This is a genomic window from Alicyclobacillus acidocaldarius subsp. acidocaldarius DSM 446 (assembly GCF_000024285.1).
Classification (GTDB): domain Bacteria; phylum Bacillota; class Bacilli; order Alicyclobacillales; family Alicyclobacillaceae; genus Alicyclobacillus; species Alicyclobacillus acidocaldarius.
This window is the reverse complement of the sequence record NC_013205.1, coordinates 1,044,245-1,059,425: the sequence shown is the minus strand read 5'-3', so window position 1 is coordinate 1,059,425 and position 15,181 is coordinate 1,044,245. Positions and strand designations below refer to the sequence as shown.

The following is a 15,181-nucleotide window of genomic DNA, read 5'->3' as shown; positions in this document are numbered from 1 at the left end:
GCGTCACCCCCTCAGGCTTCCACTTCGACGGTCTCATCTTCAATGCCGAGTTCCTGTTTCAGCCAATCGTACCCCTTGGCCTCAAGCTCCTCGGCGAGCTTGGCGTCGCCCGACTTGACGATGCGGCCCTGCATCATCACGTGCACCACGTCCGGCACGATATAATTCAGCAGCCGCTGATAGTGCGTGATGATGAGAAAGCCGATATTGTCCGACCGCAACTGATTGACGCCGTTGGCGACGATTTTTAGCGCGTCGATGTCGAGACCCGAGTCGATCTCGTCCAAAATGGCGATGCGAGGCTCCAGCATGGCCATCTGCAGGATCTCGTTCCGCTTCTTCTCGCCGCCCGAAAAGCCCTCGTTCAGATACCGTTCGGCGAACGAAGGATCAATGCTCAGTTCCTTCATTTTCTGCACCAGGCGGCGGTGGAACTGAAGCACCGGAATCTCGTTCCCCTCTCCACGGCGGGCGTTCAGCGCGGTACGGATGAAGTTCGCGTTCGACACGCCGGGAACCTCGGCCGGATACTGCATGGCGAGGAACAGCCCCGCTCGCGCGCGCTCATCCACGGACATCTCGAGGACGTTCTGGCCGTCGAGCCAGATCTCCCCCGCGGTCACCTCGTAATGCGGGTGCCCCATGATGGCCGAGGCCAGCGTCGACTTTCCCGTCCCATTGGGGCCCATGATGGCGTGAATCTCTCCCCCGCGAATGTGAAGGTCGACGCCCTTCAGAATCTCTTTGCCTTCCACCTGTACGCGAAGACCGCGAACGACGAAATCTGGTTTGCTCACACGAACCGACCTCTCTCTTTGCGCCTCTATCTCGGCAATGTAATGTTGACTTCGGAAGTCATCTTTCGATCCCAAGCGTACCACAACGACAGCAAAAAGCAAGTCGGCGCAGGGCCGCTGGCTCCCGCCCCGCCCTGCGCGATTTGGCTCCAACTCAAAACAGGTATTTGAACACGAGCTTCGCCTCTTCGGACATCATCTCTTTGTCCCAAGGCGGATCGAAGGTCAATTCCACATCGACCTCTTCGACCCCTTCCAGTTCGGACACCTTCTCGATGATCTGCTCCTTGATGTCGTCGAACAACGGGCAACCCATCGTCGTCAGGGTGACGGTGACCTTGACTCGCTTTCCGCCATCCTGAATGTCGATGCCGTATACCATGCCCAAGTTGACGATGTCGATCTGGATCTCGGGGTCAAGCACGTCCATCAAGACCGTGCGCACCTGTTCCTCGGTGACCACGCGCATCCCCCCTTAGCTTCATTTTACAGCAAGCTGTCGATCGGCGTATACGGCAGCCCGAGCGCATCCGCCACCGCCTGATACGTCACGCGGCCCTTGTACACATTGACGCCGCGGGCCAACGCCGGATCGTGCCGAAGCGCGTCCTCCCTGCCCTGCGCGAGCCGCAGTGCGTAGGGCGCCGTGGCGTTGGTCAGAGCGAGCGTCGAGGTCCGCGGCACTGCGCCAGGGATGTTGGCCACGGCGTAGTGCAGCACCCCGTGCTTCTCGAACACGGGATTCGAGTGGGTCGTGATGCGGTCGATGGTCTCGATGGATCCGCCCTGATCGATGGCGACGTCGACCACCACCGCGCCGCGATTCATGCCCTTGACCATCTCCTCCGTGACGATCTTCGGCGCACGCGCCCCTGGGATGAGCACCGCACCGATGAGGAGATCCGCGCCCTCGATGTGCTCCCGCAGATTGTACGGATTCGACATCATGGTGCGCACGCGACCCTGGAAGAGGTCGTCCAATTCGCGGAGCCGCTTCGGGTTGTTGTCGAAGATGGTGACGTCGGCGCCCATGCCGACCGCCACGCGGGCCGCGTTGGTGCCGACGATCCCGCCGCCAACCACAATCACGCGCGCAGGCGGCACGCCGGGCACGCCGCCGAGCAGCACGCCGCGCCCGCCGTGCGCCTTCTCCAAGAAGTGTGCCCCAATCTGAATCGACATGCGCCCCGCCACCTCAGACATCGGGGTCAACAGGGGGAGTGAGCGATCCTCCAGTTGCACCGTCTCGTACGCGATGGCGGTGACGCCGGATTCCATGAGCGCCCGTGTCAACTCGGGCTCTGGCGCGAGATGGAGATAGGTAAATAAAATGAGCCCGGACCGGAAGTATGAATATTCAACCGGTTGGGGCTCTTTGACCTTCATGACCATGTCCGCCGATTTCCAGACCGTCTCTGCGTCCGGCACGATGGTGGCGCCTGCAGAGGTGTAGTCTTCATCTCGAAAACCGCTTCCCTCTCCCGCCCCCGCCTCAATCCGAACCTCGTGCCCTTGGTCCACCAGCGCGTGGGCCAGCGCCGGCGTGATGGCCACCCGGTTCTCGTTGTCCTTCAATTCCTTGGGTACGCCAATAATCACCTTGATCCCCCCAGCGAGCCTCGGGGCAAGTCGCCCTCGTTCGTTCCGCATCCAGTGTACTGAGCACGTCCCTGAAACGCAATGGCAGCCGGGTGGCTCTCGTGATCCGGCACAATTCCCTAATTTTGAGGAACCAGTGGCGCATCCAGCAGAACGACATGACACACGCGGCTGAAAAAGTCCGTGCCTTTGGTCGACAGCACGCGGAACTCCACGCGCACTCGCTCCCCTGGCTTCAGCGCGGAGGGCCACGAGACGCCCGGCAACTCCGGCGTCACATGAAATAGGAACCGGACAGCCGACGGATCGAAGAAGGTGTCGGACGCCCCTTGCGAAAACCAGATGACGGCCCGCTCGTCGGCGAGATCGACGGTTCGGGATGCGCGGTTCACGAGCGTGGCATACACGTCCGCGGACTGCCACGTTGCACCTGGTCCTCCCGCCACCGGAAGCACCTGAATGTCCTCCACACCGACCGGCGCCTGCCTCCACACGAGGTTGGCCGATTCGGCGGAGGCGGACCGGCTGTAGAAAAACCGAAGATGGGGGATCTCCGAAAGAGCCTGCGACGAACCGGCATGCGGCCCGGACGGATGGAACCCCCAGGTAACCGTCTGTCCCGGCTTCAATCCTTCGGCGGGCGCGTTGACGAAGGTCAGCCAGTTCTCATCGCCCCCGCCCCGCGGCGTGAACCAGAGCACGCCCATCACGTCAGGCTCGTACAGCGTCTGGTTCGAGGTGTTTCGCAGCTCTGCCAGCACGCACGAGTCGGCGGGTTCCCCCGGCAAGGTGCCGACGCGCACGTTGGACACCTCGATCGGCGCATACGCGAGCCCGAACCCATGGACCACAGTTTGGGTAGGGCCTTGGGAGCGAACGGACTGCCTCGACGTCTGGGTGGTCGTGATCGATTCGAGCGGTGTTTTCGGCCAGGCCACCACAACGCACAAAAGTGCCACTGCCACGCCCGCCACCCACAGCGCGGCCGAGGACATCAGGCGGTTTCTCCCCCGCGTTGCCGTGCGAGGCGAGGGTTTCCCTTCGGCGGACGTCGCTTCCCGGAGCACGCGCGCCTTCAGCTCATCTCGGAACGGCACAGGCTCGCGTTCCCGATACGCGCGGCGGATCCTCGCCTCCAGCTCGTCATCGTCACGCGTGGTCAACGCCCATCCCTCCTTGCTCGGCGAGCGCCCGCTCGAGCATCTGCCGCCCCCGGTGCAGGCGCGTCCTTACCGTCTGATCGCGAATCCCGAGGATCTCTGCGACTTCATGCGTCGTGAGATCGTTTCCGTAATACAGTTCCATCACCTCGCGATACGTTTCCGGCAGCACCCGGATGGCTCGCCACACGGCATCGCGGGCCAACTTGTCCGCGACCAAATCGGCCGGATCGCACGGTTCGATTTCTCGCGCGAAGGCCTCGCCCTCGTCGGCGAACTCGCGCCGTTCCGCGCCGGATCGCAGGACGTCTCGCGCGCGGTTGGCCGTGATGGACAAAAGCCACGTCTTGATGGACGACTGGCCCTGAAATTCCCCATAGTGCTGCCACGCGCGCAGGAACACATCCTGGGCGATGTCTTCAGCCTTATGAAAGTTGTGGACATACGAGTACGCCAGCCGGATCACGTCGCCGCCATATAACTCCATCCATTCGGCGAGCAGCGCCGCGTCCTCCGCCGGCGTTTCGTTGCGACGCGCGTGCCTCATGCTCCAACCCCTTCAAATCTGGGTCCAGTGTGTAGACGAACGAGGGCCCGGATGTGTGACAGCGCTGAGTGGCCGGCGCGCCTCCCGCGGATGTGGACCGGCGCGGTGGACCCCAGGTGCCACGGTGCGCTGCCGTGCATCCCGCTTGCGATCATGGTACACTTGCCAACGACAATCGTCCGCCATGACGAGGGGGAGCGTATGTATTCCGCTGTCCGATCCATCCTGTTTCGCCTGTCGGCGGAACGGGCGCACGAATGGACGCTCGCGGCGCTTCGCCGCGTCCCGGCCACCGCGGGGTGGTTTGGCCCGCGCGTCCAAGCGTCCGGCCGCCTGTCGCAGACGGTGCTCGGCCTTCCGTTTCCGCACCCCATTGGGCTTGCGGCGGGGCTCGACAAGAACGGCGTCGCCATTCCGGCTTGGTACCGCATGGGTTTTTCATTTGTCGAAATCGGTACGGTGACGCCAAGACCTCAGCCGGGGAACCCCAAGCCCCGCCTGTTCCGCCTGATTCAGGACGAGGCGTTGATCAACCGAATGGGCTTCAACAACGAGGGGGCCACTGCCGTCGCCAGGCGCCTTGCACGGGTGCGAGAAGCGGGCACAGGCGGCATTCTGGGGATCAATATCGGAAAAAACAAAGACACCCCGAACGCACTCGCGCACGAGGACTACCGCGCGGCGCTCGAGCAGGTGGCTCCCTTCGCCGACTACCTGACGATCAACGTGAGTTCGCCGAACACCCCGGGCCTGCGCGATCTCCAGTCGGAGGCTTTCATCCTCGAGCTGCTGCGCGCCATCGAGCCCATACGAAGCCGGCATCGCCTGCCGGTCTGGGTCAAGCTGGCCCCGGACCTGCAAAACGGCGAGATCGAGCGCATCGTGGACGCGTTGGCCACGTCGCCGTTTCGGGAACACCTGGGACTCATCTGCACGAACACGACCGTCCAACGGCCGCCGCTTTCCGGGCCGTACCGAGACGAGGCGGGGGGCCTGAGCGGACGCCCGCTGGCGGCGCGATCGACCGAAGTGGTGCGCATCGCGGCGCGGGCCGCGCGGCGACGACTGCCCATCATCGGCTCCGGAGGCGTGTTCACCGCGGAAGACGCGTACGAGAAGATCCGGAGCGGAGCGTCGCTCGTGCAGATTTACACCGCCCTCATCTACCGAGGGCCGGCCGTCGTGGGGGAACTCGTCCGCGGGCTCGATGCGCTCCTTGCCCGCGACGGCTTCGCGAACATCGCGGATGCGGTGGGGATGGACGTGAGGGAATAAGAGGCGCGGGCGTGCGGGGAGGCGCGTCCCCCGCACGGGTTCGTCAAATGCCGACGATGTGATAGCCGCCGTCGACGTGAATGACTTCGCCTGTCACGCCGCGGGCGAGATCGCTCAAGAGGAACGCGGTCACGTCGCCCACCTCTTCGGCGGTGACGTTGCGCTTGAGCGGCGCGCGTTCCTCGACGGCGTGCAGCACGTCGTTGAAACCTCGGACGCCCTTGGCGGCCAGCGTGCGAATGGGTCCCGCCGAGATGGCGTTCACCCGGATGGCGTTCGGGCCGAGATCGCGCGCCAAGTACCGCACCGAAGCCTCGAGGGCGGCCTTCGCCACGCCCATCACGTTGTAATTGGGGACCGCGCGCTCGGCGCCCAGATAGCTCATGGTGACGATGCTGCCGCCTCGCTTCATGAGCGGGCGCACGGCGCGTGACACGGCGACAAGGCTGTAGGCGCTCGTCTCAAGGGCGAGATCGAAGCCCTCGCGCGGTGTATCGACGAATTCGCCCTGGAGATCCTCAACGCGCGCATGCGCGATGGAGTGCACGAGCCCATCGACGCAGTCCGTCACACGCGCGATCTCGGCGAACGCCGCTTCGAGCGACGCTTCATTCTGCACGTCGCATTGGACGACGAGCGGCATCTCGCCCCCAAACACATCCTCGCACAGCCGCTGCAACTCGCGCCCGGCGCGATCGCTTCGATACGTGAAGATGAGCTTCCCACCCAACTTGCGAACCGATTCCGCCACCGCCCAGGCGATGGATCGGCGGTTGGCCACGCCCATCACTGCGATGGTCTTGCCTTCCAGAAGCTGCAACCTCATCTCCCTTTCCAGCAACGACATCTCCATTCATGTATACCATCCCTGCGTGCGCTCCGTAAACCGGACGCGCGCGATGCACAGACGCGTGGCCCTAGATGAAGATCCTCAGATTTCCTCCTCATCTGGAATTGTGGACAGACATGCGCTACAATGGGAACGGATCATGAAAATTCGTAAGGAGGTTGAGCTGCGAATGCCACATCAACTCCCACCGCTTCCCTACGCGTATGACGCGCTGGAACCCCACATCGACGCGGCGACCATGAACGTTCACTACAATGGCCACCACGCGGCGTACGTCAACAACCTGAACAAGGCGCTCGAGGGCCATCCGGATCTTGAATCCAAGACCGTGGAACAGCTCATCAGCAACCTGGATGCCGTTCCGGAGAATATCCGCACCGCGGTTCGCAACAACGGCGGCGGTCACGCCAACCACAGCCTGTTCTGGCCGCTCCTTTCGCCGAACGGCGGCGGCGAGCCGACCGGCAAGCTGGCGGACGCCATCCGGGAGACGTTCGGTAGCTTTGAGGCGTTCAAGGAGCAGTTCACGCAGGTCGCCACGGCTCGCTTCGGAAGCGGCTGGGCTTGGCTCGTCCTCGACAACGGCAAGCTCGCTTTGATGAGCACGGCGAACCAGGACAATCCGCTCATGGAGGGCAAGAAGCCCATCCTCGGCCTCGACGTATGGGAGCACGCGTACTACCTCAAGTATCAAAACCGCCGTCCGGAATACATCAAGGCCTGGTGGAACGTCGTGAACTGGGATCAGGCCAACAAGAACTACGAGGCCGCGCTGAACGGCTGAAGCGGCCTGCCCAACCGCCCCACGCGGGGCGGTTTTTTGATGCAGAGGTGTGCATAGTCCTCCACAATATGGAACATCCTGCCATAGACAGTTCTCGACGAGGGGGGTTCTATGGCACCGCTGACCTTGCTGAAGCGGGCGCACGTCTACGCCCCGGACGATCTCGGCGTCGGGGACATTCTCATCGCCGGTCGGCAGATCGCCGCCATCGAGCGCGACCTGCAGCTCACCGGCAACGTGCCCATCGACGTGATCGATCTCGACGGCCGACCCACGTGATATCTACAGCGAGGCCTACCAAGTCCCCACCCGGACCCTGACGGGCATGCCGAGGTCGGATCTCGTCCTGATTGAAAAGGTCATCGGCGTCGGCGAGATCGCCATCGCCGACTCGCGCTCAAGCCATCCCGATGAGAACGAGATCGCCGAATTGGTCTCGGAGGCGTATGTCGGAGGGCTGTTGGCCGGAAAGGCTGGGGTGGTCCACTTTCACATGGGCGACGAGGACGACCACCTGGATCTCTTGATGCGCGTGGCCAAGCGCACCGGCTTGCCCCGCTCCACCTTCGTGCCCACCCACCTCAATCGGAATCCGGGTGTTTTGGAGGCGAGCATCAAATGGGGCAAGCGGTATGGCATGTGCGACGTCACGAGCGGCATTCGCCCCGACGCGCACGATCACGTCTCCGTCAAGCCGTCGAAGGCCATCGTGAAATTGCTCGACGGCGGCGTAGAGCCCCATTTTGTCACCATGAGCTCCGATTCAAACGGCTCTTCCCCCATCTTCGACGAGCGAGGCAAGCTTGTGGCCGTGGGCATTGGCAGCATCGCGACGCTGTGGGAGGAGACGGTCGATCTCATCCGAGAAGAGCATCTTCCGGTTTCACTCGCGATCTCGTTCGTGACCTCGAACGTCGCGCGGCTGCTCAAACTTCGGCACAAGGGCCGATTGAAGGCCGGCTGAACGCGAGGTCACACGCCGAGGCGGATGAGATGCAGGACCTCTTCACGCAGTCGCGCGTCCTCGTCGTACTTGCCGCGCGCGGCAATGGTCGTGGTGCGACTGCCTGGCTTGCGAATGCCGCGCATGCTCATGCACAGGTGTTCCGCGTCGATCACGACCAGCACGCCTTCCGCTTGGAGCGCCTCCGACAAGGCGTCCGCGATCTCGTTCGTCATGCGCTCCTGCACTTGGGGCTTCTTGGCCACGACGTCCACGAGCCGCGCGAGCTTGGACAGCCCCGTCACGACGTTGTTGTGCGGAAGATAGGCCACGTGCGCCGTTCCGAAAAACGGAAGCAGGTGGTGCTCGCACATCGAGTAAAAGGGGATGTCGCGCACCAACACGATTTCGCCGTGTTCGACGTGGAAGCGAGCCGACAACTCCTCCTGGGGGTCTCGATGGAGCCCAGAAAAGATCTCCTGGTACATTCTCGCCACCCGGGCGGGCGTGTCCACCAGTCCCTCCCGATCCGGGTCTTCTCCGATGGCCTCCAGGATCATGCGGACCGCCTGTTCAATTCGCGCCGTATCCATCGGCTTGTCCACGTGCAAAGACGCGTGCGCGCGCTCCGAGTCCACGCGAGATGTCGCCACACCTTTTCCTCCTCAAAGTCGCCGCCCGAGAAGCCCGCGGCCCGCCGTCAGGCGGGCGGGCAATCGATACCACTGTCGCGAAACTGGACGGTATTGTACAATCCGCCCCACGTCTTCACCTGGCTGACGTAGGAGGCGGCTGGGCAGCCGGCGTAGTACGCGATATAGCCGCGGATGTTCGTGCCGTTCACCATGGGGCGATTGCCCGCGATGGGCGCGATGGCGATAAAACACGGCAGCTCGACCGCCTGGAGATCATACGTCACGTACTGCCACTGATTGACGTAGAAGGCCGGCTGCAGCCGCGCCGAGACGCTTTTCACGCCTGCGACGAACCCCTGGATGAACGACTGGAACTCCGCCGCCGTCGACGCAGGATTATTGTATCCCTCCGGATCCAAAATCACAAAGTCGGGTCTGCGCAATCCGGGATACGCCTCGATCTGAGACGCGGCGTAGGCTCCGGCCGCGTAGCCGGCCTCGTAGAACGTGGTACCAGCCTGTGGCCAGCTCACCGTCCAAAAGGAGAGCCACCACGCCGGATGGTTCGTCGCGGCGAACGCCCGCGCAATGTTCACGTCAGGCTGCGACGCGATGACCCGCGTGTAGGGAGCGGTCTCGGTGCCGAGCCCCGCCGTGGTGGCCACGCCAGGCCAGCCCTGCTGAAAAGCCTGCAGCACCTCCTGCTCGGTCGCAAACGCCGCGTACAGGCCGACCGACGGCGTGGACACGGTGGGGGACGGATTGGCGCCTTGCGCAACCGAGACGCCCACGACGTGGGGAGAGCTCCCGGTCACGCACACGCGCTGTGGCACCTCCTGCGCCGGCAGCGAGGTGTAGCCGCGCGGAAACGCGCCGTGCACGGCGTAGTACGACAGCATCACGGCGAGCGTGAGGCTGTCGAGAGCCGTGTACCCGGCCGCGTTGACAAACGCGTTGGCCCGCGCCGCCTGCACCCCCTGTCCCGCGGGCTCTTGGGTGAACGGCGTGTGTCCCGCGGGCATGGCCGCCGGATTGGACCAACCACACGGGTTGTAGTAGAGCGCGTATAGCGCCGCGCCACCGACCGCGATGACAAGCGTCGCATCGTCCGCGCATTTGGCCCACGCGGTTTGAAAGTCACCGGTGCACTGGCTGTACGGAATGCCCGCGACGTCGGCCGCGGCATAACACTTGACGAGATCGCCCTGGGTCGCGGCGTACAAGAGCACCTGTTCGGGCCGTACGGTCACGTTCTCCTCTCCTCACGCACAAAATGTGGCAAACACCCACTCGTTTTGCGCGACGTCAGCATGGAATGGAGTTGCGATGGTTCATTGTATGCCGACGTCCCTGTCGCTTGCGGGCGCTGGCCAAGGAGTTGATGAGCGTGATCGTGCTTCATTTGGGCGACTCCATCGCGTACGGAGAATGCGCGTCTCGGCCTACTCGCGCGTATCCGCAGGTGGCGGCGCGCGCGCTGGTGGCCGACGGGCGTTCGCCGCTGGAAACGCGCGTCGTGGCAGAGCCCGGATGGACAAGTGCGGATCTCGCGGCTGCCGTGGAGGCGGACAAAACGGCGCTCGCGGACGCGGACGCAGCCGCCGTCCTGATTGGCGGGGACGACCTCGTTCAGGCGGCCGTCACATCTCTCTCGGAAGGCCACTTGCACCGCCAGCTTCGCGCCGCCTACCGGCGCTATGCGCGCGATCTCGCCGTCATCGCGGCCGCCTGCCGACGCCGCGGCGTGCCGCTCGTGTTTTGCACGCTGTACAATCCCTTTCCGAACTCGCCTCTCACCGCGTCCGCGATTCAGGGCCTGAACGACGTGATGACCCAGGTGGCCATCCGCCTTGGCGCCTCCGTCGCTCCGGTCGACGCGTGGTTCGCAGGCCGAGAGCCGCTCCTCATCGCGGGATACCGCACGGGCCGCCTGGAGGATGTGCTCGCGTGCGGCCGCGCGCCGGTGCATCCCAACGATCTCGGCCACCAGCTGATTGGGCTTGGACTGGCCGCGTACATCTCACCCCTTGCGGCGTTGCGACATAGGCTAGGAAGCACGGCCGTTTGGCACAGTCGGAGGTGAGTCCCCGTTGTTCAAGCTGTCCCTGCTCTCCGGATCGGCCGACGACTTTGTGCTGGCGTCGAGCTTTGCCAGCCAGTCGTTTCCGCAGCCGCTGTCCAAGGAGGACGAGGCCAAATACTTTGAACTCTGGCGAAAATATCGAGACAAACAGGCGCACGATATCCTCGTCGAACACAACCTCCGCCTGGTCGCTCACGTCGCCAACGTGTCGTCGACGCGGGCACCCGTTTGTTCGCCGATCCGGGCGAAGAGGGTCAGCACCACCTCGCCGCCCGAGGCGTCCATCTCGACGCGCGACACCGCAGCCTCGAGCCACAACCGCCTGAGCTCCACGCCATCGTGCGTTTCAAGCGCCGTCCACAGGTCTTCCCACGCGTTCAACCGACGTTGCCGCGCGTGACACAGTCGGCACGCCTCGGCGCGCCCCTCGCGCAGGCGCCGGGCCTCCTCCGACATCGCGCGCAGAGCCGCGGTTCGGTCCAGGTGCCCGCGCAGATACAGCTCCCTCGCGCGATCCCGCCTTTCCACCGCGGCCCGCATCTCTCGGCGAAGTCGCGCCACATCCTCCATCAGCGGGTCGCCCGGGCTCGCGCGCCCGCCTGCGGCGAGCTCGCGCCCAATTCCCAAAGCGCGCATGCGCCGCACCAGCTCGCGCCACACCGCCCGCTCGATCTCGTCCGCAGGCACGCGCGCACATCGATACGCGCATGGGTCGGCCCCTCGTTCCGCCGGCGGGCGCCGAAACTTGCGCACGATCCCGCCCGCGGTTCGACATGCCTCGTGACGCCAAGCGCGTTGACAGTGCGCGCACACGAGTTTGCCCGATAAAAACGTGTGCGCCGAAGTCGAGCCGCCTCGCGGACTGCCCTGCTTGCGCAGCGCGACCGAGCGCGCGAGGTCCGGATCGACAACGGGCGGCACCGATACGGCGATCCATTCGCCGGGATCGCGCACGGCCACCACCTGCCGCCCTCGGCCGCGGCGCGCGCCTCTCACGCCCTGCCGTTTGCGCGTGCGCCGGCGGTTGTAATACCAGGTGCCTCGATAGAGTGGGTTGTCGAGGATCCTCGCCACCGTGCTGTGGTGCCAGCGCGCCGACTGGCGCGTCTTGGTCGGCACCCCCATCGCGTCGAGCCGCTCGGCGATGGCGCGAAGGCTCATGCCGTCGATCCCATACCATTGGTAGATGAGCCGGACGATCTCGGCCTCCTCGGGAACCACGACGTATCGCCCGTCCTCGTAGCGATAGCCGTACGGATCCACCCCGGATGGCATCACCTTGCCGCCCCGAACTGCCTTCAGTTTGCCCGCAAGGGTCCGCCGTCTGATCTGGCGCAGTTCGTACTCGGCAATGCTCGAGATGACGTGAAAGAGAAGCACCGCTTCGTCGGACTCATCCCAGTTGGGCACGTCGACAAAGTGGAGCTTCACGCCGCACGCGGATAACTCCCGTACCACAATGGCCTTGTCGGCCACGTTGCGCGACAGGCGGTCGGGGTGTTTCACGACGACGCGATCGACAAGCCCACGCCGGACGTCATCGAGGAGGCGCAACAGCTCCGGCCGGTCCATGTCCTCGCCCGACCCGCCCGCTTCCTCGTAGAGGCGGATGTCGTGCGGGGCCACCCCAAGGGAAAGGGCGTACTGCACGCACGCCTCTCGCTGGACGTCAAGCCCATGCCCCGCCTGCGCCTGGTGTTCGGTCGACACGCGGGTGTAGATGGCGGTCCACATCACGCGTCATCCCCTGAGGTCGGATGTCCTCTCACTGTCTCCCCGAGCTTGTCGGAGAGCGCGAGCCACGTCTGCGCCCACAGGCGCGCGAGCCGAGCGGGATCCGCCTCGGCCACGTCACCTTCCGGCACACACCAAACCACGCGAACAGGCCGCTGCACGAAGAACACCCCCATTCGCATGTATGCGCATGCGAGGATGTCCTACGACAGCGGCCTGTTGAGAACGCGAGATCAGCGCTCGGCACCGTCTCGTTTGGCATCGGGCGCCGACCCGTGCATCTTTTTACGCTCCCACCTGCGAAACGCGAGGAGGAGTGCTACGACGATCGCGGCGAGGATGGCCGCAAGCCAGAGGTGGTGCTTGAGGAACGGCCAGTAGCGGCTCACTTCCTCGCCGATGTACTTCCCGGCGATGATGAAGGCGCCCGACCACACGATGGCGGCGATGGTGTTCACGGTGAAAAACTTTGCGGGATTCATGCGGTTGATGCCCGCCAGATACGGCACGATGATGCGCACGCCGGCGATGAACTTGGCGATGAAGATCACGGCCAACTCGTAGCGCTGGAAACGTTCGTTCACCATGTCGAGCTTCTTGTCCGTGATCCCGACGTACTTGCCGAAGTACAAAACCACCGGGCGTCCCAGAAACCAGCCGATGAAAAACGCCACCGCGGAGCCGACGAGGTTGCCGAGACACCCCATCAACCAAAGGGGGACCAGGTGAAACACGCCCTTGGACCATTCGATCCCGGCGAGTGTCAGCGTCGTCTCAGCCGGAAACGGAAATCCGATGGCCTCGACGAAGATGATGAAGAAAACGCCCGCATAACCGTAATGCTGAAGGATCTCCTGAAAGTGCACGCACTCGCCTCCACGATGGCCCAACCGCGGCGATGTCGACGACATGAAGAAGTTTGATACGTCCGGGATCGATCAGGATGACCTGATTTCCATCGGCACGGTCGGCTTGATTAAAGCTGTGGACACGTATCAGCCGTCCAAAGGGACCAAATTCGCGACCTACGCCGCGCGATGCATCCAAAACGAGATCCTGATGCAACTGCGCGCCCAGCGCAAGTCGCGCAAGGACGTATCCCTGTACAGCCCCATCGGTACGGATAAGGAGGGGAACGAGATCACCATCGGCGACATCCTGTTTTCCGAGAGCGACTCCACGGAGGACGAGGTGTCTCGCCGAATGGAACTCAACACGATGCGTCAATTGCTCGACGTCCTCGACGAGCGTGAGCGCAAAGTCATTGAGCTGAGATTCGGCCTCGCCGACGGGCGCGAGTGGACCCAGAACGAGGTGGCCGACTCGCTCGACATCTCCCGCTCCTACGTGTCCCGGTTGGAAAAACGGGCGCTGCTCAAGATGTTTCACCAGTCGCACGTCGCCAAGGAGCGCAAGCAGGCCATCCGCAACGCTCGCCTTCAACCGTAACTCCAGCCGTAAGGACGAGCCGCGTGGCCGTCCGGTTCACGGATTCTGCCCGGACGGCCACGTCCCGAGCGTCACGCGCACATGAAGGGTCTTCCCACCGCGCAGCACCGTCAGGACCACCGTCTGGCCGGGTTCGTCCTGATTGATATCCTGCGTCAGCTGCTCAATGCTCGAGACGGATCTGCCGTCGATCCCGACGATGATGTCTCCGTTGCCCTTCAGCGCGGCGTACGGATTGGCCGACTGGCTCAGGCTGTTGAGCTTCGCCGCGTTGGAATCTCCGCGCAAACCCGCCTTTGCCGCGGGGCCGCCCTGCGTCACCTCGGTCACGTACACCCCCGACGATACCGGCAGGTTGAGCGCCTGCTGCATGAGGCTGTCGATGTCCATGCCCTCAATGCCGAGCCACGCGTGCGCGACCGGCTTGCCCGCGAGCAATTCCGGCTCCAACTGGATGAAGCGGTCAATCGGAATGGCAAATCCGATGCCGATGGATCCTTCGATGGGGCTCTCAATCAGCGTGTTGATGCCCACGACCTGTCCGGCCGCGTTCAGAAGCGGACCGCCCGAATTGCCCGGGTTGAGCGGCGCGTCCGTCTGGATCATCCCGTTCATCACGTGGCCATTGGACTCGGACATGGACCGGTTCAGCCCGCTCACAATGCCCGAGCTCACGCTGGAGGTCAGCTCGAACGGATTGCCAATGGCAATCACCAGACTGCCGGGCTGCAGGGATTTCACCGACCCAAGCGGCAGCGGCTGCAGCGACTTCGGCGCAGGAATGCGCACGATGGCGAGATCGTCGAGCTGATCCGCGTCGATCACGCGGCCGACGAATTGCCGGTTGTCGCCGGACACCTGCACCGTGGTGGCCGAGCCCACGACGTGCGCGTTGGTCAGGAGATCCCCGTTGTGATCGATCAGAAAGCCGGTGCCGATATCCTCTTCCGCGTCGCTCGACGTCGGTTTACCGCCGGACACGGCCGTGATGGTGAAAATGCTATTTTTCGCGCGATTGTAGATCTGCGTGACGATAGTCGTGTCCTCGACGCCAGGGATCGGCGTGAGCGATCCGGATGTGCTCGTGGTGTTGCCCGTCTGAGGAGGAACGTACTCCACGGTCGTCTGCGAACGACCGCGCGTGAGCGCCGCGCCCGTCCAGATGCCGAGGATGTAGCAGATGGCGACGAGCGCGGTCCCGCCCGCGAGCCACACGCCCCACCGCCTGTTCTCGCTCGGCCAGTCCTCGTAATCCCAACGTCGACGCCGCATGCACATCTCCCCCTTGGCAGGCCTTCTCGCTACTCCATTCTAACCATCCGCCA

General features: G+C 64.0%; 18 protein-coding genes. 6 read left to right on the top strand and 12 right to left on the bottom strand.

The window, feature by feature from the left end; genetic code table 11:
* Positions 1-11: 11 nt before the first annotated feature.
* The 5 genes from sufC to AACI_RS04900 form a co-directional block, all read right to left on the bottom strand.
* Positions 12-797, bottom strand: a complete 786-nt coding sequence (gene sufC / locus AACI_RS04920) for a Fe-S cluster assembly ATPase SufC (RefSeq protein WP_008339423.1) — start codon at positions 795-797, stop codon at positions 12-14.
* Positions 798-951: 154 nt separating this feature from the next.
* Positions 952-1,266, bottom strand: coding sequence for a metal-sulfur cluster assembly factor (locus tag AACI_RS04915; protein ID WP_014463849.1), 315 nt, complete (start codon positions 1,264-1,266; stop codon positions 952-954).
* A 17-nt stretch (positions 1,267-1,283) separates the two neighbouring features.
* A complete protein-coding gene (gene ald, locus AACI_RS04910) occupies positions 1,284-2,396 on the bottom strand; it encodes an alanine dehydrogenase (protein WP_012810372.1) in 1,113 nt (370 codons plus the stop codon).
* Between the two features lie 119 nt (positions 2,397-2,515).
* Complete coding sequence (locus tag AACI_RS04905) at positions 2,516-3,559, bottom strand: hypothetical protein (protein ID WP_012810371.1); 1,044 nt, start codon at positions 3,557-3,559, stop codon at positions 2,516-2,518.
* Entirely contained in the window at positions 3,546-4,103 is a 558-nt protein-coding gene (locus tag AACI_RS04900; protein ID WP_012810370.1) for a sigma-70 family RNA polymerase sigma factor, read from the bottom strand. The genes AACI_RS04905 and AACI_RS04900 overlap by 14 nt, the downstream gene beginning before the upstream one ends.
* Positions 4,104-4,304: 201 nt before the next feature.
* On the opposite strand from AACI_RS04900, the gene AACI_RS04895 reads away from it, so the two are divergent.
* A complete protein-coding gene (locus tag AACI_RS04895) occupies positions 4,305-5,378 on the top strand; it encodes a quinone-dependent dihydroorotate dehydrogenase (protein ID WP_012810369.1) in 1,074 nt (357 codons plus the stop codon).
* A 43-nt stretch (positions 5,379-5,421) separates the two neighbouring features.
* Here the strand turns inward: AACI_RS04895 and fabI are convergent, their stop codons facing one another.
* The gene (gene fabI, locus AACI_RS04890) at positions 5,422-6,204 is read right to left on the bottom strand and encodes an enoyl-ACP reductase FabI (RefSeq protein ID WP_280959721.1); all 783 of its coding nucleotides are present in this window, start codon (positions 6,202-6,204) and stop codon (positions 5,422-5,424) included.
* A 193-nt stretch (positions 6,205-6,397) separates the two neighbouring features.
* Between fabI and AACI_RS04885 the strand changes: the two genes are divergently transcribed.
* The 3 genes from AACI_RS04885 to AACI_RS04880 all read left to right on the top strand — a co-directional run bounded on the left by AACI_RS04885 (position 6,398) and on the right by AACI_RS04880 (position 7,976).
* Entirely contained in the window at positions 6,398-7,012 is a 615-nt protein-coding gene (locus tag AACI_RS04885; protein ID WP_012810367.1) for a superoxide dismutase, read from the top strand.
* A gap of 111 nt (positions 7,013-7,123) precedes the next feature.
* Positions 7,124-7,291 (top strand): hypothetical protein, encoded by a 168-nt coding sequence (locus AACI_RS16900; RefSeq protein WP_245530710.1) that lies wholly within the window; start codon positions 7,124-7,126, stop codon positions 7,289-7,291.
* A 46-nt stretch (positions 7,292-7,337) separates the two neighbouring features.
* Positions 7,338-7,976, top strand: a complete 639-nt coding sequence (locus AACI_RS04880; protein WP_245530709.1) for a hypothetical protein — start codon at positions 7,338-7,340, stop codon at positions 7,974-7,976.
* A gap of 8 nt (positions 7,977-7,984) precedes the next feature.
* On the opposite strand, the gene folE is transcribed toward AACI_RS04880, so the two are convergent.
* Both folE and AACI_RS04870 read right to left on the bottom strand, forming a co-directional pair.
* Positions 7,985-8,548 (bottom strand): GTP cyclohydrolase I FolE, encoded by a 564-nt coding sequence (folE, locus tag AACI_RS04875; RefSeq protein ID WP_218917116.1) that lies wholly within the window; start codon positions 8,546-8,548, stop codon positions 7,985-7,987.
* Positions 8,549-8,655: 107 nt separating this feature from the next.
* Positions 8,656-9,840 (bottom strand): hypothetical protein, encoded by a 1,185-nt coding sequence (locus AACI_RS04870; protein ID WP_012810365.1) that lies wholly within the window; start codon positions 9,838-9,840, stop codon positions 8,656-8,658.
* Between the two features lie 131 nt (positions 9,841-9,971).
* Between AACI_RS04870 and AACI_RS04865 the strand changes: the two genes are divergently transcribed.
* Positions 9,972-10,673 carry an SGNH/GDSL hydrolase family protein gene (locus AACI_RS04865; protein WP_245530769.1) on the top strand — a complete coding sequence of 234 codons (702 nt, stop codon included), beginning with the start codon at positions 9,972-9,974 and terminating at the stop codon, positions 10,671-10,673.
* A 192-nt stretch (positions 10,674-10,865) separates the two neighbouring features.
* On the opposite strand, the gene AACI_RS04860 is transcribed toward AACI_RS04865, so the two are convergent.
* From AACI_RS04860 to AACI_RS04855, 3 genes are read right to left on the bottom strand one after another with little or no spacing between them, the layout of a single operon-like run.
* Positions 10,866-12,407: a recombinase family protein gene (locus AACI_RS04860; RefSeq protein ID WP_012810363.1), complete on the bottom strand. Its 1,542-nt coding sequence runs from the start codon at positions 12,405-12,407 to the stop codon at positions 10,866-10,868.
* The gene (locus tag AACI_RS16530) at positions 12,407-12,589 is read right to left on the bottom strand and encodes a hypothetical protein (protein ID WP_218917124.1); all 183 of its coding nucleotides are present in this window, start codon (positions 12,587-12,589) and stop codon (positions 12,407-12,409) included. Before AACI_RS16530 ends, AACI_RS04860 begins: the two co-directional genes overlap by 1 nt.
* A gap of 51 nt (positions 12,590-12,640) precedes the next feature.
* The gene (locus tag AACI_RS04855; RefSeq protein WP_012810362.1) at positions 12,641-13,273 is read right to left on the bottom strand and encodes a DedA family protein; all 633 of its coding nucleotides are present in this window, start codon (positions 13,271-13,273) and stop codon (positions 12,641-12,643) included.
* A 43-nt stretch (positions 13,274-13,316) separates the two neighbouring features.
* Here AACI_RS04855 and AACI_RS04850 point away from each other — a divergent pair, with 43 nt between their 5' ends.
* Positions 13,317-13,856, top strand: a complete 540-nt coding sequence (locus AACI_RS04850; RefSeq protein WP_014463833.1) for a sigma-70 family RNA polymerase sigma factor — start codon at positions 13,317-13,319, stop codon at positions 13,854-13,856.
* Positions 13,857-13,892: 36 nt separating this feature from the next.
* On the opposite strand, the gene AACI_RS04845 is transcribed toward AACI_RS04850, so the two are convergent.
* Complete coding sequence (locus AACI_RS04845) at positions 13,893-15,128, bottom strand: S1C family serine protease (protein WP_012810361.1); 1,236 nt, start codon at positions 15,126-15,128, stop codon at positions 13,893-13,895.
* Between the last annotated feature and the right edge of the window lie 53 nt (positions 15,129-15,181).

What these genes read in the sequence shown, in the direction of transcription:
- AACI_RS04860 (WP_012810363.1), bottom strand. Translation starts at nt 12,407, where the DNA reads ATGTGGACCGCCATCTACACCCGCGTGTCGACCGAACACCAGGCGCAG.
- AACI_RS04845 (WP_012810361.1), bottom strand. Translation starts at nt 15,128, where the DNA reads ATGCGGCGTCGACGTTGGGATTACGAGGACTGGCCGAGCGAGAACAGG.
- AACI_RS04885 (WP_012810367.1), top strand. Translation starts at nt 6,398, where the DNA reads ATGCCACATCAACTCCCACCGCTTCCCTACGCGTATGACGCGCTGGAA.
- AACI_RS04850 (WP_014463833.1), top strand. Translation starts at nt 13,317, where the DNA reads ATGAAGAAGTTTGATACGTCCGGGATCGATCAGGATGACCTGATTTCC.
- AACI_RS04895 (WP_012810369.1), top strand. Translation starts at nt 4,305, where the DNA reads ATGTATTCCGCTGTCCGATCCATCCTGTTTCGCCTGTCGGCGGAACGG.
- folE (WP_218917116.1), bottom strand. Translation starts at nt 8,548, where the DNA reads ATGGATACGGCGCGAATTGAACAGGCGGTCCGCATGATCCTGGAGGCC.
- AACI_RS04915 (WP_014463849.1), bottom strand. Translation starts at nt 1,266, where the DNA reads ATGCGCGTGGTCACCGAGGAACAGGTGCGCACGGTCTTGATGGACGTG.
- AACI_RS16900 (WP_245530710.1), top strand. Translation starts at nt 7,124, where the DNA reads ATGGCACCGCTGACCTTGCTGAAGCGGGCGCACGTCTACGCCCCGGAC.
- AACI_RS04900 (WP_012810370.1), bottom strand. Translation starts at nt 4,103, where the DNA reads ATGAGGCACGCGCGTCGCAACGAAACGCCGGCGGAGGACGCGGCGCTG.
- fabI (WP_280959721.1), bottom strand. Translation starts at nt 6,204, where the DNA reads ATGAGGTTGCAGCTTCTGGAAGGCAAGACCATCGCAGTGATGGGCGTG.
- AACI_RS04865 (WP_245530769.1), top strand. Translation starts at nt 9,972, where the DNA reads ATGAGCGTGATCGTGCTTCATTTGGGCGACTCCATCGCGTACGGAGAA.
- AACI_RS16530 (WP_218917124.1), bottom strand. Translation starts at nt 12,589, where the DNA reads ATGCGAATGGGGGTGTTCTTCGTGCAGCGGCCTGTTCGCGTGGTTTGG.
- AACI_RS04880 (WP_245530709.1), top strand. Translation starts at nt 7,338, where the DNA reads ATGCCGAGGTCGGATCTCGTCCTGATTGAAAAGGTCATCGGCGTCGGC.